20 protein-coding genes and 2 tRNA genes are annotated in these 24029 nt (G+C 54.5%); 10 read left to right on the top strand and 12 right to left on the bottom strand.

Going from position 1 to position 24029, the window contains the following annotated elements:
• Window positions 1-16 precede the first annotated feature (16 nt).
• Window positions 17-102, top strand: a tRNA-Leu gene (locus TH4_RS10785).
• A 150-nt stretch (window positions 103-252) separates the two neighbouring features.
• Here TH4_RS10785 and TH4_RS10780 read toward each other — a convergent pair.
• On the bottom strand, window positions 253-1293 hold the full coding sequence (locus tag TH4_RS10780) for a LacI family DNA-binding transcriptional regulator (protein ID WP_064781117.1): 1041 nt from the start codon (window positions 1291-1293) through the stop codon (window positions 253-255).
• Window positions 1294-1477: 184 nt separating this feature from the next.
• Here TH4_RS10780 and TH4_RS10775 point away from each other — a divergent pair, with 184 nt between their 5' ends.
• The 9 genes from TH4_RS10775 to TH4_RS10740 all read left to right on the top strand — a co-directional run bounded on the left by TH4_RS10775 (window position 1478) and on the right by TH4_RS10740 (window position 10724).
• Entirely contained in the window at window positions 1478-2500 is a 1023-nt protein-coding gene (locus tag TH4_RS10775) for an ABC transporter permease (protein ID WP_064781116.1), read from the top strand.
• 59 nt (window positions 2501-2559) lie between these two features.
• Complete coding sequence (locus TH4_RS10770) at window positions 2560-3570, top strand: substrate-binding domain-containing protein (RefSeq protein ID WP_008889917.1); 1011 nt, start codon at window positions 2560-2562, stop codon at window positions 3568-3570.
• 99 nt (window positions 3571-3669) lie between these two features.
• A complete protein-coding gene (locus tag TH4_RS10765; protein ID WP_064781115.1) occupies window positions 3670-5217 on the top strand; it encodes a sugar ABC transporter ATP-binding protein in 1548 nt (515 codons plus the stop codon).
• Complete coding sequence (locus TH4_RS10760) at window positions 5214-6278, top strand: ABC transporter permease (RefSeq protein WP_209272247.1); 1065 nt, start codon at window positions 5214-5216, stop codon at window positions 6276-6278. The genes TH4_RS10765 and TH4_RS10760 overlap by 4 nt, the downstream gene beginning before the upstream one ends.
• Before the next feature lie 10 nt (window positions 6279-6288).
• On the top strand, window positions 6289-7290 hold the full coding sequence (locus TH4_RS10755) for a dihydroxyacetone kinase subunit DhaK (RefSeq protein WP_008889920.1): 1002 nt from the start codon (window positions 6289-6291) through the stop codon (window positions 7288-7290).
• 12 nt (window positions 7291-7302) lie between these two features.
• Window positions 7303-7938, top strand: a complete 636-nt coding sequence (locus TH4_RS10750) for a dihydroxyacetone kinase subunit L (RefSeq protein ID WP_064781286.1) — start codon at window positions 7303-7305, stop codon at window positions 7936-7938.
• A 152-nt stretch (window positions 7939-8090) separates the two neighbouring features.
• Complete coding sequence (locus tag TH4_RS10745) at window positions 8091-9092, top strand: aldo/keto reductase (protein ID WP_245227840.1); 1002 nt, start codon at window positions 8091-8093, stop codon at window positions 9090-9092.
• Window positions 9093-9464: 372 nt separating this feature from the next.
• Window positions 9465-9563 (top strand) — tRNA-Ser (locus tag TH4_RS20650).
• Window positions 9564-9776: 213 nt separating this feature from the next.
• Entirely contained in the window at window positions 9777-10724 is a 948-nt protein-coding gene (locus tag TH4_RS10740; RefSeq protein ID WP_064781113.1) for a cyclase family protein, read from the top strand.
• A gap of 102 nt (window positions 10725-10826) precedes the next feature.
• Here the strand turns inward: TH4_RS10740 and TH4_RS10735 are convergent, their stop codons facing one another.
• The 11 genes from TH4_RS10735 to TH4_RS10685 form a co-directional block, all read right to left on the bottom strand.
• Entirely contained in the window at window positions 10827-11981 is a 1155-nt protein-coding gene (locus TH4_RS10735; RefSeq protein WP_064781112.1) for an iron-containing alcohol dehydrogenase, read from the bottom strand.
• A gap of 21 nt (window positions 11982-12002) precedes the next feature.
• A complete protein-coding gene (locus tag TH4_RS10730) occupies window positions 12003-13478 on the bottom strand; it encodes an NAD-dependent succinate-semialdehyde dehydrogenase (protein ID WP_167351213.1) in 1476 nt (491 codons plus the stop codon).
• 18 nt (window positions 13479-13496) lie between these two features.
• Window positions 13497-14651, bottom strand: a complete 1155-nt coding sequence (locus tag TH4_RS10725) for an iron-containing alcohol dehydrogenase (protein ID WP_064781284.1) — start codon at window positions 14649-14651, stop codon at window positions 13497-13499.
• Between the two features lie 35 nt (window positions 14652-14686).
• Window positions 14687-15349, bottom strand: a complete 663-nt coding sequence (locus TH4_RS10720) for an ABC transporter ATP-binding protein (RefSeq protein ID WP_008889927.1) — start codon at window positions 15347-15349, stop codon at window positions 14687-14689.
• Window positions 15346-16122 carry an ABC transporter ATP-binding protein gene (locus TH4_RS10715; RefSeq protein WP_064781111.1) on the bottom strand — a complete coding sequence of 259 codons (777 nt, stop codon included), beginning with the start codon at window positions 16120-16122 and terminating at the stop codon, window positions 15346-15348. The genes TH4_RS10720 and TH4_RS10715 overlap by 4 nt, the downstream gene beginning before the upstream one ends.
• The gene (locus tag TH4_RS10710) at window positions 16119-17066 is read right to left on the bottom strand and encodes a branched-chain amino acid ABC transporter permease (RefSeq protein ID WP_063089114.1); all 948 of its coding nucleotides are present in this window, start codon (window positions 17064-17066) and stop codon (window positions 16119-16121) included. The genes TH4_RS10715 and TH4_RS10710 overlap by 4 nt, the downstream gene beginning before the upstream one ends.
• 1 nt (window position 17067) lies before the next feature.
• Entirely contained in the window at window positions 17068-17967 is a 900-nt protein-coding gene (locus TH4_RS10705; RefSeq protein ID WP_008889930.1) for a branched-chain amino acid ABC transporter permease, read from the bottom strand.
• 94 nt (window positions 17968-18061) lie between these two features.
• Window positions 18062-19375: an ABC transporter substrate-binding protein gene (locus TH4_RS10700; protein WP_064781110.1), complete on the bottom strand. Its 1314-nt coding sequence runs from the start codon at window positions 19373-19375 to the stop codon at window positions 18062-18064.
• Window positions 19376-19396: 21 nt separating this feature from the next.
• A complete protein-coding gene (locus TH4_RS10695) occupies window positions 19397-20734 on the bottom strand; it encodes an ABC transporter substrate-binding protein (RefSeq protein ID WP_064781109.1) in 1338 nt (445 codons plus the stop codon).
• A 244-nt stretch (window positions 20735-20978) separates the two neighbouring features.
• Window positions 20979-22349, bottom strand: a complete 1371-nt coding sequence (locus TH4_RS10690; RefSeq protein WP_064781108.1) for a sigma-54-dependent transcriptional regulator — start codon at window positions 22347-22349, stop codon at window positions 20979-20981.
• A complete protein-coding gene (locus TH4_RS10685; RefSeq protein WP_245227838.1) occupies window positions 22318-23994 on the bottom strand; it encodes a sensor histidine kinase in 1677 nt (558 codons plus the stop codon). Before TH4_RS10685 ends, TH4_RS10690 begins: the two co-directional genes overlap by 32 nt.
• Window positions 23995-24029: the final 35 nt, after the last annotated feature.

The following is a 24029-nucleotide window of genomic DNA, read 5'->3' as shown; positions in this document are numbered from 1 at the left end:
CGCACCCGAATTGCCTGCCCCTGTGGCGGAATTGGTAGACGCGGCAGACTCAAAATCTGTTTCACTTAGTGAGTGGGAGTTCGATTCTCCCCGGGGGCACCATCGCTTTTCAAACCCGGCCGTAATCGGTTGGGTTTTGTTCTTTTAGCTTTCCACATCTTTTCCAGACGCTGCGAATTAATCGATATGTGCCACGTTGAGATACGGGGTGCTTAAAGGCAGTGTTGGCAATGGTGATGGAACATTGCGTTATCAGCCGGTTTTCTTCGGGGTTGTACTTGCGCGGACAACAAGCTCTGCGCCGACCTGAACCTTGACCGCAGGCAGGGAGCCCTCTGCATTTAAGAGTTCATCAAGTACCGTAACAGCCATGCTTCCGATTTTGCGTTTCGAAACATCTATCGTCGTTAAGGACGGGTCAAGAGTGGCGCTCATTGGAAGGTTATCAAACCCGACGATCGAGATGTCCTGTGGAATCTTATATCCTTTTTCTTTCAGGGCTTTGGTAAAGCCATATGCCATGATGTCGTTCGCGCAAAAATAAGCTTCGGCAACGCTGTCGTGATTGGAAAGCGCCTCCAAGCTATCTTCATATGCCGAGGCGATGGTGGATCCGATTGACAGGATGTGACTGCTGTTCACTGTCAGTCCGAGATGGTGCATGTTTTTCATGAAGGCTTTCTTGCGCAGAGCAAAGTTTCGGGTCTGCGTTTCACTGCCGACAAAGCCAATTTTACTAAAACCAAGATCTTTTAAGTGCGAAAGCACGGTGTAAACCGCATCGCCATTGTTCATGTCGACGAAGTTTGCATCAATGAGATCATAAAAAGAATCAATAAAAACAGTTGGTAATCTGAAGTCCTGGATTTTCTGAATATCTTCACGCGTTAGCTCGGTGCCAAGTATGATGGCGGCCGTTGCATCCGAATTTGCCAGGATGTCTGTGATGTCACTTGCTGTGACATTTTCATAGCTTAAAACCTGCAGCTTATAACCACGACTGGTTGCCTCTGATGACATGCCGTCAATGTAATCAGAAATGAAATGGCTATGGTCACGGTTCACAGTATGACCGTGTTTAGCGATCTTGAGAAACTTGATGGTTTTCGCCGTTTTTTCGCGATTTTTGGGAGCGCGCGGCAGGTAGTTCAACGAAGAAACAACTTCAAGGACCCGTGAACGGGTAACGCCGGAAATTTCACCCTTGCCATTCAGAACAAGCGACACCGTCGAAGGGGAGACGCCCGCCTGTTCGGCAATCTGTTTGATCGTCGGTTTATTATTTTTTTTCATGTACTTAACCTTGGTGCTCTTCCCTGATTCTTCATTGTTTATGTTTTTTAGTAAACATCCTGCCGGATATCAATGCAACTGTGATGTAACAGTTTGTGTCAAACAGATGCTTGCCAACATAAAAATGAATTGATAGTTTTTAGTCAATAAACATAAAAATTTACTAAAAGTATGGGGAGGATCCATGCGCTTTTTTGACGGGCACCTGACCGTTCTAATCGGGCTGATCATCACGTTGATGACGGCGGGCGCGATTGTTTCTGATGGAAACTATCTTTCGCTGTTTAATCTTCAGTCGATGGCGGGCCAAGTGCCTGAAATCGGGTTGTTGGCGATCGGTGTTTTGCTGGCGATGTGTGTCGGGAATGGCGGCATCGAATTGTCGGGGATCGCGTTGGCCAATCTTTCGGGCGTCGTCGCTGCGACCATTGCTGTAAGTTTTTTCTCTGCCTCTCAGGACCCGGAGATTTTCTCGCTCATCTTTATCGTGGTGGCATTGGCAACCGGGTTTCTTGGCGGTTTGCTGAACGGCCTGTTGATTGCCTATCTTAAAATCACGGCGATCCTTTGCACGCTGGGCACGCAAATGCTGTTTATCGGGCTTGCCGTTGCGATTTCCGATGGTCGTTCGGTAAGGGTTGGTGCACCGGGCCCGCTTTATGAAATCGGCAACGGATTGTTGTTTGAAATCCCGATCAGTTTCCTTTTGTTCATCGGGGTTGCCTGCATCATCGGTTTTGTTCTGCGCTATACGCCGTTTGGCATGTGGCTGATGCTCAATGGGTCAAACCCCAAGGCCGCTGAGTATGCCGGGTTTCCAAAAAACAAAGTGATTATTTCGACCTATACCGTAAGCGGCATCCTGTCGTCGCTTGCCGGGATCATAATTGCCGCGCGGACCATCAACGTGAAGTGGGATTACGGCACATCCTACCTTCTGGTGGCAATCCTGATTGCGGTGATGGCCGGTGTTAAACCCGAAGGCGGTTATGGGCGGGTGATCTGTGTTGTTCTGTCGGCAATCACGCTGCAGATGATGTCGAGCATGCTCAACTTCATGGGCCTTTCAAACTTTATTCGTGATTTCGCTTGGGGGGCCCTGTTGCTTGGATTCCTTGGGATCGGGCGGTTCAGATTGCTTGATCTGATTAACCTGCAAAAACATGCGATCTCTGCCTCTGTGCGCAGCCCTCACGCACAGAAGTAATCAAAAATCAGAGGGAAACATCTGGCCAAACAGAATATTTCCAATTGGGAGGAAACATTATGAAAATTGCCAACCTTATGAAAACCACAGCTTTCGCACTGGCTGCGATGTCTGTTCTTGGTTTTGCTGCTCCGTCCTCGGCGCAGGACACAAAATCCATTACGACTGTCGTTAAAATTAGCGGTATTCCATGGTTTGATCGTATGGAAACCGGTGTTACCAAGTTTGCCGAACAAAACCCCGAAATGGATATTCGTCAGGTCGGTCCGGCAACGGCGGATTCCGCCCAGCAGCTTCAGATCGTCAATGATCTTGTGGCAACTGGCGTAGACGCACTGGCTGTTGTGCCGATGGATCCAGATATTCTCGAAGGTATCCTTGGCCGCGCGATGGATCGCGGCACAATCGTTGTGACGCACGAAGCCGATAACCAGACCAACACCCATGCCGATATCGAAGCATTCGATAACAGCGATTATGGTGCGGCCCTGAACGAACGTTTGGCGCAGTGCATGGGCGAAAAAGGCAAGTGGACAACGTTTGTTGGATCGCTGGGAAGCCGTACGCACATGCAGTGGGTTGGTGCCGGCGAAGAAAATGCCAAAAAATATCCGGGTATGGAATTGGTCGACCCGAACAATGAATCGTTCGATGATGCCAATGGTACCTATGAAAAAGCCAAGGAAATCCTCCGCAAACATCCTGACATCAAGGGCTTCCAGACTTCGGCTGGCAACGATGTTCTTGGTGTCGGACGTGCGATCGAAGAAGCTGGTCTTGCCGGCAAGGTCTGCCTGGTTGGTACCGGTCTTCCGAACCCGTCAACGGCCTATCTGGAATCTGGTGCGATCACCGCAATTGGTTTCTGGGATCCGCAGAAAGCTGGCATGGCAATGAATGCCGTTGCCAAGCTGATGCTTGAAGGCAAAGAAGTTACCGATGGCATGGACCTTGGTGTTGAAGGCTACGAAAGCGTGACCGTCACACCAGGCGCAGGCAAAGGTCTTCTGATTGTTGGCAATGGCATGGTCCTTGTCGATAAGGAAACCTACAAAGATTACCTTTTCTAAGCGAACCCGGTTGAGGCAGCCCGGAATGTGTCTTGGCATGTTTCGGGCCGCCCGGCCTCGTCAAAGGCCGGGACATGTCAGCAGGAAAGGGTCTGACTGGTGACGCAAAACACGCAGAAAAATCGCTGTTTTCTTGAACTAAGAAACATTCACAAACGTTTTGGCGGTGTCCATGCCCTGCGCGGTGTTGACCTGTCACTTGAAGCCGGGGAGGTATACCACCTGCTGGGCGAAAACGGTTGTGGTAAAAGCACCGTGATCAAGATCATGGCCGGGGCGCATCCGCCCAGCGAAGGCCAGATTGTTCTTGATGGCGAGGTGTTTAACGAACTTACCCCCATTCAATCTCTCGATTTCGGGATTGAGACCGTCTATCAGGACCTGTCTTTGATCCCCAATCTGAGCGTAATGGAAAATGTTGCCCTTGGGGAGCAACTGGTCGAAGGCCACGGCAGGCTTCTGCGCCGTATTGACCGGGCGCGGATGCAGAAAACGGCGACCAAAGCCCTGTCGCAAGTGGGCCTGGACGTAACACCCGAACTGATGTCGACGATTGTCTCGGAACTGCCTTTGGCAACACGTCAGCTTGTGGCAATTGCCCGTGCGATTGCCTGTGAAGCACGCCTTGTCATCATGGATGAACCGACGACGTCGCTGACCCGTCGCGAGGTGGAAAACCTTATTGATGTGGTCTCACGTCTGCGGTCGCAAAATGTCGCGGTGCTGTTTGTCACCCACAAACTCGAAGAATGCTATCGTATTGGCGGGCATGCGATCGTATTTCGTGACGGGCAATGCGTGGCACAAGGACCGATTGAAAGTTATAGCAGGGCCGATTTGGCCGAACTGATGACAGGTCGTCAAATCAGCGAAAAGCGATACCGCGAAGGTAGCCCTTCGGAAGATACGCTGATGTCGCTTTCGAACTTCAGCATGCCGGGCCGTTTCAACGATGTCGGATTTGATCTTCGCAAAGGCGAGGTACTTGGCATTACCGGGCTGTCGGATTCCGGGCGAAATGAACTTGCTTTGGCAATAGCCGGTATCCGGCCTGCGGCAAGTGGCACGATCTCCATCAATGACAAGAACATCCGCATTGCAACAGCATCGGATTCAATTGATGCCGGCATTGCCTATGTCCCGGAAGATCGTCTGTCCGAAGGGCTGTTTTTAAGCAAATCTATCTATCAGAACGAAGTGGCTCTGATCCTGCGTAAACTTGCGGGGTTCATGGGCATTCTCGACATGAAGAAGGGTAAGGAAATTGCCCGCGAAATTTCGGCCGACATGCGTCTGAACACCGCAGATATCGAATTGCCGGTTTCATCGCTTTCGGGTGGGAACCAGCAACGCGTTCTGATTGGTCGCTGGTTAAGCATCAATCCGGAAATTCTCGTGCTGCATGGTCCAACTGTTGGTGTCGATGTCGGGTCAAAGGACGCGATCTATCAGACAATTCAGAAAATGGCTGAAGACGGTATGGGGCTGATCATCGTCAGCGACGATTTGCCTGAACTTCTTCAAAACTGTGACCGCATACTTGTGATGAATGCCGGCGAGGTCGTCTCAGACCTCAATGGGGCATCCGCAAGTGAAGACGATATTTACCAGGCGATGCTTGGTTCAGTACAGGAAGGTGCAGCATGAGTTCGGCTGGAACCTCAAACAAACCTGCTCCGGGCCATGTATCGGCATCCGGGCAATTGCAGCAGCGCCGGGGATTGGGTGATCTGATTGCCAAGAAACCGGAAATGGTGACCTTGGGTCTTCTTATTGCCATTTGTATCGCTGTCGCCATTGCAAACCCAGCCTTTTTGCAGCCATCCACCCTGATTGATATTGGCCGCGCCAGTGTCGTGACCGGCCTGTTTGCATTGGGTGTTTTTGTGATCCTGGCAGCAGGGGGCATTGATGTGTCGTTTACGGCCATCGCAGCACTGACGATGTATTCGATCACACTGCTGGCAATCAACCATGCACCGAACATGCCGATCTATGTCGTGTTTCTGATCGCGGTTGCCGGTGGCATTGCGCTGGGTGTTCTCAATGGCTTTCTGGTTTATACGCTGCGTGTGCCATCTCTGATTGTCACGATTGGTACGCAGTACCTGTTTCGGGGCGGCTTGCTGGCTTTTGTCGGCACGACCTGGATCATGGAGTTGCCCGGTCAGATGGGCACGTTCGGGCGTATTTCCCTGCTAGAATTTGAAACGGCAAATGGCGCAACGGTCAGTTTGCCTGTTTACTTCCTGATCCTGCCAGCAGCAGCGATCCTGACCTGGTGGATCATGCGCCGTACCCTGATGGGACGCGCCATCTTCTCGCTTGGTGGAAGTCCGGATGTCACCGCCCGTCTGGGGTACAACGTCAAGATCGTCCATCTTTTCGTGTTTGGTTATGCCGGTGCTTTGGCCGGCCTGGCAGGCATCGTTCATGTGACGGCCAACCGTTTGGCGAACCCGTTTGATCTTGTCGGAACCGAAATTGCGGTGATTGCAGCGGTTGTTCTGGGCGGGGCCCGGATCACCGGCGGAACCGGGTCGGTGATTGGCACCATGCTGGGCGTTTTGCTTGTCGTTGTGGTCGATAATGTTCTTGTGATGGTTGGAATTCCAAGCACATGGCAACGGGTGTTCGTCGGCGCGTTCATTCTGCTTGCCGCGGCGTTCTTCGTAACCCGTCAGCGCAAATTCAAACCTGCGAAATAAAGAGAAAATCATGAAAAAATTTATGAATGATCCGAAGAATTTCGTCGATGAAATGCTTGAAGGCATCTATCTGGCGAACAAAGAGGTCACCTATGTTGCCGATGACAAGCGCTGCTATGTCAAGGCCGAGCCGGTCAAAGGCAAGGTTGGCATTGCCACCGGTGGTGGTTCGGGGCATTTGCCGCTGTTTCTGGGTTATGTCGGCAAAGGCATGCTCGATGGTGCGGCTGTTGGCGGCGTGTTTCAGTCACCCAGTGCCGAGCAGATGCTTGAAGTGACCAAGCATATCGATCAGGGGGCGGGTGTCCTTTACATTTACGGCAATTATACCGGGGATATCATCAATTTCGATATGGCGACCGAGCTGGCCGACCTTGAAGACATCAAGGTGATGTCGGTTGTCGGCAATGATGATGTGGCGTCCTCTGTCGTTGGTGAAGAACACAAGCGCCGTGGCGTTGCCGGGATATTCTTCCTTTATAAAGCTGCCGGTGCGGCCGCACAGGAAGGCATGTCACTTGAAGAGGTCGTTCGCGTTGCTGAAAAGGCCAAAGATCGCACACGCACCATCGGTGTCGCGCTGAGCAGCTGCATCATTCCCGAAGTTGGCAAGCCATCCTTTGAAATCGGCGATGACGAGATGGAAATCGGCATGGGGATCCATGGCGAAAACGGTATTACCCGTAAAAAACTGACTGCTGCTGATCCGCTCGTCGACGAGATGATGGCGAAAATCTTCGCCGAGCAGGATTACAAGAAAGGCGACGATGTTGCCATTCTGGTTAACGGTCTTGGCGCGACACCGCTTGAAGAACTTTACATCATGTTCCGTCGTGTTTCCCAATTGATGAGCGAGCGCGACATCAACGTGAAGCATGTTTGGGTCGGTGAATTTGCGACTTCGATGGAAATGGCCGGTGCATCTGTTTCGGTTCTGCATCTTGACGAAGAACTTGATCGCCTGATGGCTGCCAAAGCCGACACGCCATTCTTCAAACATTTCGCGCAGTAATCGGAGGCCATGATGGACACAATTAATACCGGCAATATTGCCGCCCTGTTCGAGGCCTTTCATGCCACATTTCGCGACAAGCGTGATGAACTGATCGCCCTTGATGCCAAAGTCGGTGACAGTGATCTTGGCATCACTATGAATTCTGCGTTTGAGGCTGCCACTAAAACGGTCTCTGACATGGACGGTGAACCGCTGGGCAAGCAGTTCAAAATGGCTGGTGCGGCAATGGCAAAGGCAGCGCCCTCGACAATGGGGACGTTGACAGCAACCGGATTTATGCGCGGAGGCAAGGCTGTTGATGATGCTGACGCGATTGGCACCAAGGAAATGATGGCCTTCTGGCGGGCGTATGCCGACGGGATTGCCGAACGCGGCAAAGCCAAACTTGGCGATAAAACTGTCTTGGATGTGCTTGAGCCCATCGCCCAAAGCCTTGAACAATCTGCCGACCAACACGCCCCGTTGGTCGATGCGGTTGCAGACGCCGCACGTGCCGGACAGGCAGCGCTGGTAGCAACCAAGGATATGGTCGCCCAGCACGGCAAGGCTGCGGCGTTTGCCGATAAAAGCAAAGGTCTTCAGGATGCGGGGGGCACGGTTGCCTTCCTGTTGATTGAAACGCTCGCACGCTTTGTAAAAGGCTGACTTTCTAAGTCTCAGCATGATTGCGCCGTGCTTGGGCGGCATGCTGAGACCTTTTCCTACTTGCGCCACACCGCAATGACTTGCATCGAAAGGACCGGGTTATGGAGTATAGAACACTAGGCAGATCAGGGTTGAAAGTCTCAGCCCTTTCGATGGGAACATTTACTTTTGGCGGCGACGGACCGTTCGCAATGGTCGGTTCGCAACAAGTGCCCGAAGCACGCCGTCTTGTCGATTGCTGCATTGATCACGGTGTGAACCTGTTTGACACTGCCAATATGTACTCGACGGGCCTGTCCGAGCAAATCCTTGGCGAAGTCCTTGACGGCCGACGTGATCAGGTTCTTGTCACATCCAAGGCCCGCATGCGGATTGGCGATGGCCCGAATGATGAGGGGGTAAGTCGCTATCACCTGATCCGGGAATGCGAAAAGACGCTCAAGAATCTGCGCACCGACCACATCGACATCTATTACATGCACGAATGGGATGGCGTCACCCCGGTCGAAGAAAAGATGGCCGCTCTTGATGCTTTGGTCACACAGGGCAAGGTGCGCTATGTCGGTTGCTCAAACTATTCGGGCTGGCACATCATGAAATCATTGCAGGCATCCGAACGGGATCGCCGTGTGCGGTTCGTCACACAGCAAATTCATTACACCCTTGAAGCCCGCGAAGCAGAATATGAACTTCTGCCGATTTCGGTGGACCAAGGGCTTGGGGTTTTGGTCTGGAGCCCATTGGCGGCGGGATTGCTCTCGGGCAAACATCGCCGTAGTCAGCCTGTTGCGGAAGGGTCCCGGCAGGCTGCGGGCTGGACCGAACCACCCATCCGGGATCAGGATCGTTTGTGGGACATAGTTGACGTCCTGATCTCGGTGGGTGAAAAACATGGCGTTGAAGCCGCCCAGATTGCACTGGCTTGGTTGTTAACTCGCCCCGCAGTTTCATCGCTTGTAATTGGGGGCAGCAATATCGATCAGTTCAAAGCTAATTTCCGTGCGTTTGATGTCAAGCTTGATCCAGATGATCTTAAACGTCTTGATCAGGTCAGTGCTCCGCCGTTGATTTATCCTTACTGGCATCAGGGGCAATTTGCACATGACCGTTTTTCCGAAGGTGATTGGGCCTTGCATGCTAGGCCGGGTAAATAGCAGGCCCTCTCGGAAACTATCGTCCATGAGTTAAGCCTGATTTTCTTTTCAATTAGAATAAACCTGTCTTGTTGAGCAAGCTGTGATGCGTGGCCCTCGTTTCCAATTTTGGGGGCGTAAAAGTTGAATGTGCCCATCAAATGAAAGGGATTTTCGTTTGAGAAAGCCCCGAGTTCTTCGGCGAGCGGTCATCTTCGCCTATCGATTTTTCATAGCCTCGCTGAACGGCAGGTTGAATAATCATGTTGTTTCAGCTTTGGAGTTGACAGCAATCTGAGCCGAGAAATCTTAAGTACTGCGGGGTCAGCGGATATGATGAAATCCATTCCGTAAATTCATTCACGAAGTACAAGATACAAGCTCCGAAATGCTGCCTGTATTTTGGAAATGTACTGATTTCATTGAGTTTTCTCCGCCCTCAAAATCTGTTTCACTTAGTGAGTGGGAGTTCGATTCTCCCCGGGGGCACCATCACTTTTCCCAAAAGATAGAATGACAAAAATTGCGAGCTTGGTGAGACAGGCTGATCGCCTGCATGTTTTGCCGGAGCGATAACCGATCATGTCAGGTGTTCGATTGATCGGTTGCCGCTCAAATTCCTTTTGAAGATCACCGTTTTAAGCCATTTTTTGTTGGCATTAGAATTGCTGTTCCCTGAGTCCTTATCAACTTAGGGAGGAAAAAATGCAAAAAGCAAAAATGCTTGTCTCTGCATCCATGATGCTTGGTCTTATCGGCGCAGTCGGTACCGCTTCGGCCGATGACCGGTTCTCATCACCGTTTGGACCTGATGATCAAATCGGGGCAGCGAACTATCTCACTTCGGAAGTAACACTTGCAGCCAGTAAGCTGATTTCCGAAGGCAAGGTCTATTCACTGGGGATGGAAGTTTCACGTGATACACCGGCCTTTGCACCACGTGGTGTCGCTGTGACGGTTTTCTCGCCCGGACAAAGCGGTAACAAAACAATCGGCAGCAATGCAGGAACCTATAACGATGACATGTTCACCGGCTGGCTCGGTGTCGGGACACAGATTGATGGTCTGGGTCATCTGGGTGATCATCATACCTATTATAACAATAACCACGCCGAAGACATGGTCGCAGCCACCGGCCTGACCAGGCTTGGCATCGAACATGTGCCACCAATGGCAACGCGTGGTGTCTTGCTCGACGTTGCTGCGATCAAGGGGACTGATCGTCTTGAAGGCGGCTATGTCATCACCCTTGAGGACATCTTGGCAGCCCAGAAAGCGGCCGGTACCGAAATTCGCAAGGGAGATGTGGCTCTGATCCATACCGGATGGCTTGATTTGGTCGGGAAGGACAATGAGCTTTACGGAACGACCGAACCTGGCCTTGGTCTGGAAGCAGCGGAATGGTTGGCAAATCAGGGTGTTGTCGCCGTTGGCGCCGATACATGGGGGCTTGAAGCTGTTCCCCATGAAGATCCCAGTGCTTTCTTCCCGGTCCATGTGAAGCTTCTGGCAGAAAACGGTGTCTATATTCTTGAAAATATCGTCACCCGGGACCTGGCCGCAGACCGGGCGCACGAGTTCCTGTTCGTTCTCGGGCAGGCGAAGCTTAAGGGCGCTGTACAGATGATCATCAACCCGGTTGCCATTCGCTAAGCCGGTCTGATCATTTGATAACTTTAGAACCGGCGGCCAAGCGACCAAACAGGCCGCCGGTTCTTGTGCCACGATACAAACCGAAGTTTGCAGACGGGCAAATTAATAAACGCTGCGATAAATCGCCTCGATCTCCTTGGCGGTCATGTCGCGCGGATTGCTGTCGATCAGGCGATGGATCTTGGTAAAGACTTCCTCGGCCATTTCCGGCAGGGACTCTTCGGTGACGCCAAGATCGCGCAGGCGGATTTCAAGACCGCTGGCCGGGACCATTTCCTCGATCCTTTTGACGAACGCCTCGGCGGCGGTGTCTTCGCTGTCGAAATCGCCCCCTTCGATCAGGCACGGGGCGAGTTCGGCGTACAGCTTTTTCGCGGCTGGCAGGTTAAAGCGGATCACCTGCGCCATGACCAGCGCATTGGCATGACCATGCGGGATATGGAAACGTGCGCCCAGCGGATAGGCCAATCCATGAATGGCGGCAACCGATGCATTGGCAAACGCCATCCCGGCAATCAGCGATCCCTGCAACATGGCAGAGCGCGCTTCTTTGTCACCTGGATTTTCAATCACCTTCATCAGGTTCTTGCCAAGCAGCGAAAGGGCGGTGACCGCCATGCCATCGGCAATCGGGTTTTTGCGTGTGCGGCTGGTATAGCCTTCGATCGCATGGACCATGGCATCAAGGCCCGTGGCCGCTGTGACCTTTTGCGGCAGGCCATAGGTCAGTTCCGCATCAAGAAGGGCGATATCGGGCATCAGTTGCGGGGTGTAGACAACCTGTTTGAGGTGGTCGTTATCTGTAATTACCGACACCCATGTAACTTCTGATCCGGTCCCGGCGGTGGTCGGGATCTGGATCAACGGTAGGCGGTCACCAGTTGCCTTGTCCACCCCATAGATCTCTTCGATGGTCTGGTCGCTGTTGGCAAGCAATGCAACCAGCTTGGCACTATCAAGCGAGCTGCCGCCGCCAAGACCGATTACGCCATCCGCCTTCCAGTCACGTGCCCCGGTAATGGCGGCTTCGACAATTTTCTGGGGCGGGTCGGCTTCGACGTCAGAAAATACCTGAACCGCGATACCGGCGGCCTCAAGTGCATCTTGCGCCTTTTGCGCAAAACCCAGTTTGACGATGCCCGGATCGCAAACGATGATGACACGGCTGGCGCCGAGTTCCTGCATCAGGCTGCCGGTCTTGGCAATGCCACCGGCTTCGCAGACGATGCGTGGCACGCTTCGGAACATGAAACTCATGATGTGTCTCCTTATCCGGGATCAGTTGGCGTTCCCGGCGAGACCGCCGAGGCACATATATTTAATCTCGACGAAATCATCGATGCCGTATTTCGACCCTTCGCGGCCGATGCCGGATTCCTTGACCCCGCCAAACGGTGCTGCCTCGGTCGAAATGATGCCTTCGTTGATGCCAACGATGCCGTATTCAAGCGCCTCGCCAACCCGCCAGATGCGACCGATATCACGCGCATAGAAATAGGCCGCCAGACCAAACGGCGTATCATTGGCCATGCGAATGGCATCTTCTTCACTGCTGAACTTGAACAGCGGTGCAACCGGACCAAAGATTTCCTCGGAGAAAATCCGCATATCTGACGTAACCCCGGTCAGAATGGTAGGGGTAAAGAAGTTGCTGTCCGGTTTGGCGCGGTCACCACCAAGAACAGCCTTTGCCCCACGTGAAACCGCGTCTTCGACCAGTGCTTCGACCTTTTCGATTGCCTTGGCATTGATCAGCGGGCCCTGTGTGATGCCTTCTTCGGTGCCCAAACCGACACGCAATTTGCCAACGGCCTCGGCCAGTTTGGCGGCAAAGGGGTCATAGACACCTTCCTGAACCAGAATGCGGTTGGCACAGACACAGGTTTGACCGGCATTGCGGTATTTCGAGGCAATCGCGCCTGCGACGGCCGCATCCAGATCGGCATCGTCAAAGACAATAAACGGTGCGTTGCCGCCAAGCTCCAGGCTGACTTTTTTGACGGTATCAGAACACTGACGCATCAAAAGTTTGCCGACCTGGGTGGAGCCGGTGAAGGACAGCTTGCGCACGATCGGGTTGGCAGTCAGTTCACCGCCAATTTCCGCCCCGTGTGATGCCGTGACGATATTGATCACGCCATCGGGGAACCCGGCACGTTTGGCCAGCTCGACCAGTGCAAGCGCGGTCAGCGGGGTATCTTCCGCCGGTTTGATGACGACCGTGCAACCCGCGGCAAGGGCCGGGGCACATTTGCGCGTGATCATTGCCATCGGGAAGTTCCACGGCGTAATCGCCGCAACAACACCAATCGGCTGTTTGACGGTGATGATGCGTTTGTCCGCCCCATGCGACGGGATAACATCGCCATAAATGCGTTTGCCCTCTTCGGCAAACCATTCAAGGAAGGACGCGCCATAGGCTACTTCGCCGGATGCCTCGGCCAGGGGTTTGCCCTGTTCGCGGGTCATCAGCAATGCAAGGTCGGCCTGTGCCGCCATGCAGAGGTCAAACCATCTGCGCAAGACGTTTGCACGTTCCTTGGCGGTTTTGGCCCGCCAAGTTGGAAGGGCGGCATTGGCGGCATCAATCGCACGACTGGTTTCGGCCGCGCCCATATCGGGAACATCGGCAAGATGTTCGCCGGTGGCCGGGTCAACAACCGCAAAGGTCTTGCCGCTGTCGGATGCGACCCATTTGCCGTCGATATGCCCCTGGGTTTGCCAAAGGCCAGTATCATTTAGCTGGATGGTCATGGTGGCTATTCCTTTTCGTTACAGCACGGCGGCATAGATCGCGCGTGCGGCGTCGAACGTCATTTCACGCGGATTGTTGATCAAAAGGCGTTCCACCTTCATCGCATCGGTCGCCAGCATGTCGAGATCGCTTTCCGCCACGCCGACTTCGCGCAAGGTGCGGCTGAACGGCATGCGTTCGACCATGTCGGTCATGAAAGCAATGAAGCGATCACAGGCAGCATCGTCATTTGCGAACTTTTCACCCGGCAGAATGGCGTGGGCGAGTTCGGCATATTGCGATACGGCCGCATCCCGGTTGAATTTCAAAACCTCGATCAGGACCAGCGCATTACTGTGTCCATGCGGGACATGGAAATGCCCGCCCAGAGGATAGGCAAGGGCATGAACCGCTGCGACCGGTGCATTGGCAAAGGCCATTCCGGCCAGCATGGACCCCTGAAGCATGGCTTCACGGGCTTCGCGTGACGGGGTGGCAGAAACCGCATCATCGATATGGGCTGTCATCAGCTGCATCGCGCGGATGGCAAGTCCGTCCGACAGGGCATTTTTCTTGTGCTTGGTGGTGTAGGCCTCAATGGCGTGCACCATGGCATCAATGCCGGTCATGCCCGTGATCGGGGCCGGAAGGCCCATGGTCAGCTTGGCATCAAGCAGTGCGACATCGGGATAGAGCAGGCTGGATACCACGCCCTTTTTCTCGTGCGTCGGCGTGGTGACAATCGAAATCGGCGTGACTTCCGAACCGGTGCCCGCCGTGGTCGGCACCTGAATAAGCGGCAGGCGCGGACCGGTTGCCAGACCGATGCCATAGATCTCGTCAAGTTTCTGATCCTTGCCACACAGAAGGGCGACCAGTTTTGCGGTATCAAGCGATGAACCGCCGCCAAGGCCGATGACGATATCGGCCTTGAAGTCACGGGCACCCTTGACCGCGGCAAGAATGCTTTCCTCGGGCGGGTCTGCCTGAACATCGGTCCAAAGCAGGGTTTCAATCCCGGCTTCTTTAAGGGCTGCATAAGGGGCGTCGATCAGGCCAACCTTCTGCAAGCCCGGATCGGACAGAAGAACGGCGCGTTTCGCGCCGAACTCCTTGCACAGGGTGCCGAGTTGCAAGGCACCGTCGAACTCGCAGATGACGCGAGGGGTGGTTTCAAACACAAAGTCTGACATGGGGACCTCGTCTTTTGACATGTCTGTTGTCGGGATCAGGCGGTTTCCAGTTCAGCCTTGGAAACGGTGCCACGTTCGATGCGATAACTGCCCGCCACCAGATCGGCGGAGTGGCTGTCATCAGATTCAGAGATCAGAACGCACAGCCCGCTGCTGCCAAGATCGGAAATGACTTCCGACAGGCGGCGTGACAGGACCGGTGCGACCCCTTCGAACGGTTCATCGAGCAACAAAAGATTGCGACCGGGCATCAATGCACGCCCGAGCGAGACCAGTTTCTGCTGACCACCGGAAAGCTGCAGCGCACGGCGATCCCGGAACTGGGCGATTTCCGGCAGCAGGTCATAGACCCATTTCAACCGTTCCTCGGCGTCCGCAATACCGTTGGTCCAGGCCGGAAGAAGAATGTTTTCCTCGACCGTCAGGGACGGGATCAGACGGCGATCTTCGGGCATATAGCTGATGCCGGCTTTGGCACGGGCAAAGTCAGCCATCTTGCGCAGGTCCTGCCCATCAAAGGTGATGGTGCCCTGATCTGCGTCCAGAAGGCCCATGATGGCGCGCATCAGCGTGGTCTTGCCCGCCCCGTTATGGCCAATCAGGCCAAACATTTTGCCGGACGGCACCGAAAGCGAGACATCGCGCAGGATCGGAATATTACCGATCGATACATCGAGATTACTGATTTCCAGGGTCATGATGCGCCATTCCCTTGTTTGGTGGTGGGACGATGGCCGGTCACAAGATCGCGGACCTGCTGATCGGCCAGAACAGCCGCAGGTTCGCCATCAGCAATGATTTCGCCGCTATAGAATGCCAGAACGCGCGAGACATAGCGTTCGACCACATCCATGTCATGTTCGACAAACAGCACCGTCACGCCATGCTGACGCACGGCATTCATGACCGTATCCATCAGGTCGGTTTTTTCATCCACGCTGACACCACTGGTCGGTTCATCAAGCAGCAGCATCTGAGGATTGCCGATCAACGCCATGGCGATATCAACCAGTTTACGCGCACCCTGCGGAACGGCGGTTACCAGTGAATCGCGATAGTTTTCGACACCGAATTCCCTAAGGATTTCCTCAGCCCTGGCGATGCGGGCATCGCTGCGAAGGGGGCTTAGGAAACTCGGACGGGCGCTTTCGGCAGCAGCCAGCGCGACAATCAGGTTGTCGATCACGGTCATTTCCGGGAACAGCTGCGCAACCTGGAATGAACGCGCCATACCGGCCCGCGTGATCGCACGCGGGGAATGGCCCATGATGGACTTGCCGTTAAACAGGATCTCGCCGCGCGTCGGCTTGAGATAGCCCGTCACCATGTTGATGAAGGTCGTTTTACCAGCCCCGTTGGAGCCGATCACACCAACGACTTCACCCTTGTTGATCTGAACGTTCAAATCCTTTGCGGCGATGACCGCGCCGAATTCCTTGTTCAGCGAACGTGTTTCAAGAATGCAGGTCATGCCCGTTCTCCTGTTTTTTCACGGCTGACCAGGCTCCACAGCCCTTTGGGCAGGAAGATAATGACCGCAAGCAGCGTGAAACCGAGGATCATCTGCCAGGTATGGGGAACGAATTCGATGGCGTAGGTCCGCACGAACGAGAAGACGATGGCCGCAATAAACGGTGCAGCCACGTGGCCCAAACCACCCAAAAGCGCGATGAAGACAAATTCACCCGATGTGGTCCAATAGGCCATCTCCGGATCAACGTGGCCGGTGGCAAGGGCCGTCAGACCGCCGCCAAGGGCCGATACCGCTGCCGCAGCAACATAGTTGCCATAAAGCAACCAGCGCGGTGACAGACCAAGATATTCAACACGGACTTCATTTTCGCGAACAGCCTCGCAAATGACGCCAATGCCTGCCTTGGTATAACGATGGATCAGAACAGCAACGATCAGACCAGAGACCACAGTCATGGTAAAGACGGTGTGCTGGCTGCCAGCGCCTGCTTCGGGGGCCCAGCCAAACAGGGTCCAGTCATGAACGTTAAAGCCGTCCGTGCTGCCCAGTTCCTGACTTTTGACAAGGATGCCAAACAGGATCATCGAAAATGCCAGCGACAGCATGGCAAAGAAGATTTCGCGATAGCGCGTCAGCAACAGACCCAACAGCATGGCAACAACGATTGCGACAAACATGCCAAGTGACAGGGCGGCAATCGCATCATGAATGCCAAAGAACTGGCCGCCCATGCCAACGGTGTAACCACCGATGCAATAGAACAGACCCTGACCAAAGGATACGAGTCCGGAACGCATCTGCATGACGACGCCCTGGACGACAAGTGCCTTGGCCAGTGCGATGGTCAAAAGAAAGATCAGCCAACCCGGCGAAACGAAGCCGAACAGAACGCAGGCAAGCGCCACCAGTCCGAGCGAGATTTCAGTTTTATCAAGACGCATGTCAGATTTTCCTCGCCAAAGTACGGCCAAACAGGCCTTCGGGACGGAACGCCAGAACCAGTGACATCACGCCATAAATGACGAACAGTTCGAATTCAGGGGCATAGTGAACGGCCGCTGCACGGCTTAGCCCGACCAAAAGGGCACCAACAGCGGCCCCCCCGATGCTGCCAAGGCCACCGATAACCACCACGGCAAAGGCCAGAACGATCACTTCGATGCCGATCCCCGGCACGACAGAGATCGCGGGCGCAGTCAGCGCACCGGCAAGTGCGCCCAGTGTGGTGCCCAGAACGAAGGTGATGGTGAACATCAGTTTCACGTTCACGCCCATGGCAACCGCGATTTCGCGGTCATGGATCACTGCACGCAGGACCTTGCCCTGATTGGTGCGTTCAAGCCACGCCCACAGGCCAAGCCCGAGCAATGCGGACACCCCGACCAGAGCGACGTCGTAATTGGAAACCTTAAGCAAGCCGAGCGATGTTCGCCCAAGCTCGGAATAAGGCTGATAGGCGAAATACGGGCTGACACCCCAGACGATTTTCATACCGTCTTCAAGGATCAGAAGGAGGGCATAGGTAATGATCACCATCAGGATTTCGTCGCGGCCATACATAAGGCGCAGCAATCCGCGTTCGACGATCACACCGACAATCAGACCGGCAACCAGCGCGGCACCAACCAGCAACAAATAGCTGACCCATGCCGGGCCCATGCCGTTGTTGAAATACCAGCCAACCAGTGACGCTGCCGAATAGGCGCCGATAGCATAAAAGCTGCCATGCGCCATGTTCAGGATGCGCATCACCCCGTAAATCACGGTCAGGCCGGCAGCCACAAGAAACAGCCACGATGCATAGATCGAGCCATCAATCAGGACGGCAAGAAGACTTGTCATCACAAATATCCAGTGTGCAGGGAAAGGGGCGGACACCCCAAGGGAGACGGGATGTCCGCAGGATCAGGAAGCTCTGTAAAACAGAGCGGGCAACTTAGTTACACTTAGCGCCCGGGAAGCCGTCTGCGATCCAGTCCGCAGCAGCAACACCTTCCGGGGGTGTTACGCATTCGCCATCAAACGAAACAGCGTTCTTGATCGAGGCAACGCCGTCTTCGTAGTGGTATTCACCATAGGTGATACCCTGCATGGCCTGATGACCATTGCCGCGTGCCATTTCCACCGTGCCCGAAACCGACTCAAAGGTCGCACCTTTCATCGCAGCAGCAAGTTGTTCTGCCGACGGGATTTCCTTATCGGCGACACCGGCGTTCTCGGCGGCATACTTCAGACCCAGGATCGCCTGGGCCATCTTGGTTGCCGGATAGACCGGCTCAAGGTCATAGGCGTTCTGATAGACACCCTCAAACCAGGTGTTCAGTTCGTTGTCCGGGGCAAATTGGCCAAACGGGCCACGTGCACCGATGATCATGCCGTTCGGGGCCTGATCCTTGTAGGTGGCAAAGGATGCTTCACCGCAGGTCAGAAGGCCGGTGGCGTCTTCAAGCAGGCCACGGGCATTTGCCTGCAGAACCAGTGCTTCCATGTCACCACCCCAGAAGGAGCTGTGAACGATTTCCGGGCGTTTCACGGACAGGGCAGAGATTTCAGCACCGTACTGGCCCTGATAGATTTTCGGGAACTGTTCTTCGACAACTTCTGCTTCAGGGAGGAGTGCCGATGCAGCGGCGGTGAAGTCAGCCCAGCTGTCCTGACCCCAGGAATAGTTCTGCTGGATGCCGGCAAGACGTGTAACGTCCGGGCGGGTCGCGGCAAGGTAACGAACAGCACCGATGTTATCGACCGATGCGTCAAGACCGGTACGGAACATGTATTGCGCGTCCGGGTTATCCGCAAACAGACGGGGAGTACCGCAATCATATGCGATGGTGAAGGTTTTCAGTTCTTCGGCAACCGGTGCAATTGCCAGGCAGTCACCCGAAGAAACATAGCCGATGACAGCATCGACTTTCTGACGCTGAACAAGGTTGCGGTATTCTTCAACCTGCTTGGTTGCACCACCGGCTTCGTCGATGATCACGGCTTCGATTTCGGCACCATTGATGCCGATCTTGTCGTATGGTGCGGGCAGGTTGCCCTTGTTCAGTTCTTCAACAAGGACCTTGGCGGCATTTGCCGACGGAACGCCGAACGGACCAGCTGCCGGACCGGACAGGAAGGTCACGATCCCGACGCGGAATTTGCCGTTCTCAGCAGCCGATGCAGAACCGGCTGCGCCAGCTGCAAGGGCAAGCGCTGCGACGCCCGATACAAGGTATTTGCTGAATTTTGATTTATTGTTCTTCACTATTTCCTCCCTTGGGAAAGGTCATGGAGTTGGCGGTGGAACTGCCTCCGACCCGCCGGCCACGGCATCGCGGCGACGTTTGACCATCTCTTTTGATGGTTTGAGGTCTTCGGCATCGTAGATCGCCCAGTTCCCCACCATCAGTTTCGATGGCGGAAAGTTTTCGTTGTGGACGACCGTGCCCACGGCTTGCGCCTGGACAATCTGGTGAGTTTCGGGATCGATATAGGATGCAAAGCCCGGCGGATCTTCGGGCAGGGCCAGTTGCAAACCCTCAAGTGCGGTGATGAGCGCGCGGTCATCGTCAACGCCGCCAGCCTTTTCAATGGCACGTGCAATGGCGATGATCCCGGTATAAGCGCCTTCGGCCGCATAGGTCGGATAACGCCCGGTCATGTCGTGAAACTGTTTGACGAACCGCTTGTTACGTCCGGTGTCGGGCCAATTATTGTGATGGCGCGCTGACAGGATCAAACCCGGATAGGGCTGATCACCAAGGGCCATCATCACATCGTAATTTGCACCGGTATCGAAATTGGCCAGACGGGTGGTTTCAAAGAAACGGGTTGATGCCGCCTGTTTGATAAAGGCGATGAAATCCCCGCCCCAAAGGGCGGTTACGACCACGTCGGCCTTTGCTGATTGCAGGGCGTTGATATAGATCGAATAATCCGGCTCATAGAGCTTCGGCCACAAATCGCCGACGGTTTCATATTCAACATCCAGTTCATCAAGGGCGAGTTGCAGATCCGTCCAGGAGACATGGCCGTAATCGTAATCCGGTCCGACAAAGGCAAGGCGTTTCCAGCCGGTTTCCTTTTGCAGATCGCGTAAATAACGCGCACCGGCGGCCATCGACGTCCAGCTGTCATTGGTGACGCGGAAGTAATAATCGTGGCCGGCCTCGATGCTGAGCCGCGATGACGCATGATCGGTGCCGACCATGATGATCTTTTCGTTTTTGGCGAGATCGCTTACGGCGTGGGCCACACCCGATGACACGATGCCACAGAAGAACTTGGCATTGTCATTGGTGATGAAATCCTGTGCCAGCCGGACTGCATAGGATGCCTTTGATCGCGGGTCATCGGCGATGACGCGCAGATTGGGCACATCCAGGCCGGATTTTGCTTCGGCTTCGAGGTCCTGAAGGGCGATTTTGATGCCGGAAATACTGTCGCGGCCATAGGTGGCCGACCGTCCGGTCATCGGGTACAAACAGCCGATGACAGCATCTGCGTTCTGTGCAGATGCGCCCAGCTCAAAACGTTCTGCCTGTGCGGTATTGGCCGCAAACAGTGCGAACGTGGCTACAATAATGGTGATGCACCCGGAAACCGGGTGTTTGAGCATCTCCATGACTTTCCTCCCTGCGAATGGTTGTTCCATCCGCGTTTGTACCTTTGTCTCGCTATTCCGCAAAGGCTGTGCCAGTTGCGAAATTTCGGTGCAAAGTCAGGAAAGCCGCGCGATTGACCGTTTTGGGCCAAAATCATGGAGCGGTTTTGAGCGCGAATATGAGCGTTAGGCGCTCAAGCAGCAAAACACCCTTGAGCGGAAACCGCTCAAGGGTGCGTCGGAAATGCTTCGGGTTGGGGGTAAGTTATTGCAGCCCCAGCCTTTGTAGTCGGCGTTTCAGGGCATGACGTGAAATACCAAGTATTTCTGCCGCACGGCCTTTGTGACCGTCGGCCTGATCAAGCGCATCTTGCACCAGATGACGCTCGGTGTTGTCCATGCGGTCCTGCAATTGCGCATTGCCATCCGAAACTCCGCCATGCCGATCATCCGGGTTATCATCCGTGACGTGGAATTCAGCCGGCAGCAGATCCGGTGAAATCTGTTTGGACGGATAAAGAATGGTCAGACGCTCAATCAGGTTTTTAAGTTCGCGCACATTGCCGCGCCAGCGATGATGGCGCAGCAGATCAAGGGTTGCATCGTCAAAATGGATCGGATGGCACCCTTCGGCCTTGGCCTGATGATCGGCGAAATGGTCGACCAGTTTGATAATGTCCTCGCCGCGGTGGCGCAGTGCCGGGATATCAATGGTGATGACGTTAAGGCGGTAAAACAGGTCTTCACGGAAATTGCCCAGACGGACTTCCTCGGCAAGGTCGCGGTTGGTCGCGGCAATCACGCGGACATCGGCTGATGCGGAATGTTCGCTCCCGACCGGGCGATAGTCGCCGTTTTCAAGGAAGTGCAAGAACTTCGCCTGCAGCGCCAGCGGCAATTCGCCGATTTCATCCAGAAACAGACTGCCTCCATCGGCAAGACGGACAAGGCCGGTGCGTTTCTGATGCGCACCGGTGTAGGAGCCCTTTTCGGCGCCAAACAGTTCGCTTTCAATCAGCTGTTCTGGCAGGGCGGCACAGTTGACTTCGATAAAGGCGTTTGAAGCACGCGGGCTTTCGCCGTGAATGGCACGCGCAACCAGCGCCTTGCCGGTCCCGGACTCGCCTTGCAGCAGGATGCGGCTGGCACTGCTTTGTGCGACACGGTCGATCGTTGTGCGCAATTCGCGCATCGGCGCGCATTCGCCAATCAGACCGTTGGTCGGGACATTGCGCTTGCGGTGGTAATCAAGCTCAAGTGCGGTGCGGTTCTGATCAAGGGTGGTGTTGATCGTGTGGATCAGCTCATCAAGTTCGAACGGCTTGCTCAGGTAATCGGCCGCACCGAGTTTGACGGCCTTCACCGCCGCACGGGTATCGCCATGGGCCGAAATCATGATGACTGGCACATCGATATCAAGTTTACGGATGCTATCAAGGACCTCCATGCCATCGGCACCGGGCAGGCGCAGATCAAGCAGGATGATATCGAACTTGTTTTCACGGACTTGCAAAAACGCATCTTCACCGGAATGGACGCCGGTGACATCCATGCCTTCGGTACGAAGCGCAAAGCTTAGTGATCGGACGAATGATTCCTCATCATCAACGATCAGAATCCTGATCTGGCGGGGCATTTTTAGATGTTTCCTCCTTTGAAGTTTCCGATTTCGTTGCCGGGAACTTCAATGTGATTGTCGTGCCCTCTTGCGGGGCACTTTCAATATTGATTGAACCGTTATTTGACTCGACCAGTTGTTGGCTGATTGTCAGGCCAAGTCCGGTTCCTTTGCTTTTCATGGTAAAAAATGGCTGCACGACGTCAAGCAAATGCTCTTTGGGGATGCCCGAACCATCATCGGTGACGCGGATCTCGACCTGATCCTTGTGGCGTTCTGCGCGCAGGCTCACCGTGCCACCGGGCTGGCAGGCCTGAATGGCATTGATCCCGATATTTAGCAGGATCTGCAGCACCTGATCCGGGTCGACAAAGATCGTCAGGCGGGAATCGCCGCTGGTGTAAAACCGCACCTGGGCCTCTTCGGCGACCGGGGTCAGGACGCGCGATGACTGTCGGAACAGATCCCGTATTTCGGTTTCCTGCGGGCAGGCTTCACCGGGTCGGCCATAAGCCAGAAGATCATTCACCACGCGTGACAGACGATCAATCTGGTGGCCCATATCATCCAAAAGTGTTTTGCGCTCGCCATCGGGCTCCTTGCGCACAAGGGCCTGAACGGTGGTTTTCATGGTGGCCAGCGGATTGCGGACCTCATGCGCGACACCGGTGGCAAACTGGCCCAGAACGGCAAGTTTTTCGGCGCGTACTGTCCGATCAATCAGGTCTTTAAGCTGCCATGCCATGGTGTTGAAGGCCTTGGCGACCGTGCTGATTTCATCGCGACGGCGACCTTCGGGCAGGCGGTAATACAGATCGCCCGACGCAATACTGTGTGCCCCCTGAACAAGCGTATCGACCCGCCGCCGCAGGCTGCGTGACAGGGCAAAAAAGATCGCCAGAATAACCACAATGATGACGGCGGCTGTCACCGCTAGCCAAAAGCGCGTTTCATCAATCGGTTGCAGGATGGTGCCCGGTCGAACACTCATCACAAGGTTCCATCCCGGAAGGATGCTGGGGCCTTCAATTAGCTCGCTAGTGACCTCGGTTGGGCGCCCCGTCGCATCAAGAACAATGCCGCCCGGCGTGCGCAAAAGCGGATCAATCACGCCCGATACCCCGGCACTTGCCAGAAGCTCGGTTAGGGATGCCAGACGCACATGCAGGGCGACAGACGTGTTCTGCCCCAGGCCGGTATCGCGAATATGTGCACGCATTAAAATCCAGCCGGAATTACCATTTTCAGGCAATTTGGGGCCGATAAACTCAATGCCTTCATGTTCGACACGTGGAAGGCCGGAAATATCCCAGCCGTTTTTCGACCAATAAGGCGGTCCCGACGCGGCTTGGCCTGCGACCAGCCGATCAAGATTATCGTACCAGTCAAAAAACAGCACACCATAAAGGTCAGGCGAATCTGCCTCCACCCGAAGCAGGGTCAGGGCTTCTTCAGCCTGCGGGGAGTTCGGCGCTTCAATAAAGGCCGGCAGGGCCGGGTGGTTTGACAGGGTGACCAACTGATAGATGCGCGCATCTAGAAAGGCAGAAAGTTTGTTTGACGTTGCCGCGACCTGCGCGCTGAGCCGTTCGCCTGTCAGACGGTCAATCAGTTCATTGGAAAAGCGCTGATAAAAGAAACTGAGTGCCAGAAGCGCACACACGACAACACCTACCGATAACAAGGTATATCGGCCGA

This window comes from Thalassospira tepidiphila MCCC 1A03514 (assembly GCF_001662875.1).
GTDB lineage: Bacteria > Pseudomonadota > Alphaproteobacteria > Rhodospirillales > Thalassospiraceae > Thalassospira > Thalassospira tepidiphila.
Note: the sequence above shows the minus strand (reverse complement) of the source record. Positions and strands in the feature narration are given on the sequence as shown.

What these genes read in the sequence shown, in the direction of transcription:
- TH4_RS10780 (WP_064781117.1), bottom strand. Translation starts at nt 1,293, where the DNA reads ATGAAAAAAAATAATAAACCGACGATCAAACAGATTGCCGAACAGGCG.
- TH4_RS10775 (WP_064781116.1), top strand. Translation starts at nt 1,478, where the DNA reads ATGCGCTTTTTTGACGGGCACCTGACCGTTCTAATCGGGCTGATCATC.
- TH4_RS10770 (WP_008889917.1), top strand. Translation starts at nt 2,560, where the DNA reads ATGAAAATTGCCAACCTTATGAAAACCACAGCTTTCGCACTGGCTGCG.
- TH4_RS10760 (WP_209272247.1), top strand. Translation starts at nt 5,214, where the DNA reads ATGAGTTCGGCTGGAACCTCAAACAAACCTGCTCCGGGCCATGTATCG.
- TH4_RS10755 (WP_008889920.1), top strand. Translation starts at nt 6,289, where the DNA reads ATGAAAAAATTTATGAATGATCCGAAGAATTTCGTCGATGAAATGCTT.
- TH4_RS10750 (WP_064781286.1), top strand. Translation starts at nt 7,303, where the DNA reads ATGGACACAATTAATACCGGCAATATTGCCGCCCTGTTCGAGGCCTTT.
- TH4_RS10745 (WP_245227840.1), top strand. Translation starts at nt 8,091, where the DNA reads ATGGGAACATTTACTTTTGGCGGCGACGGACCGTTCGCAATGGTCGGT.
- TH4_RS10740 (WP_064781113.1), top strand. Translation starts at nt 9,777, where the DNA reads ATGCAAAAAGCAAAAATGCTTGTCTCTGCATCCATGATGCTTGGTCTT.
- TH4_RS10735 (WP_064781112.1), bottom strand. Translation starts at nt 11,981, where the DNA reads ATGAGTTTCATGTTCCGAAGCGTGCCACGCATCGTCTGCGAAGCCGGT.
- TH4_RS10730 (WP_167351213.1), bottom strand. Translation starts at nt 13,478, where the DNA reads ATGACCATCCAGCTAAATGATACTGGCCTTTGGCAAACCCAGGGGCAT.
- TH4_RS10725 (WP_064781284.1), bottom strand. Translation starts at nt 14,651, where the DNA reads ATGTCAGACTTTGTGTTTGAAACCACCCCTCGCGTCATCTGCGAGTTC.
- TH4_RS10720 (WP_008889927.1), bottom strand. Translation starts at nt 15,349, where the DNA reads ATGACCCTGGAAATCAGTAATCTCGATGTATCGATCGGTAATATTCCG.
- TH4_RS10715 (WP_064781111.1), bottom strand. Translation starts at nt 16,122, where the DNA reads ATGACCTGCATTCTTGAAACACGTTCGCTGAACAAGGAATTCGGCGCG.
- TH4_RS10710 (WP_063089114.1), bottom strand. Translation starts at nt 17,066, where the DNA reads ATGCGTCTTGATAAAACTGAAATCTCGCTCGGACTGGTGGCGCTTGCC.
- TH4_RS10705 (WP_008889930.1), bottom strand. Translation starts at nt 17,967, where the DNA reads ATGACAAGTCTTCTTGCCGTCCTGATTGATGGCTCGATCTATGCATCG.
- TH4_RS10695 (WP_064781109.1), bottom strand. Translation starts at nt 20,734, where the DNA reads ATGGAGATGCTCAAACACCCGGTTTCCGGGTGCATCACCATTATTGTA.
- TH4_RS10690 (WP_064781108.1), bottom strand. Translation starts at nt 22,349, where the DNA reads ATGCCCCGCCAGATCAGGATTCTGATCGTTGATGATGAGGAATCATTC.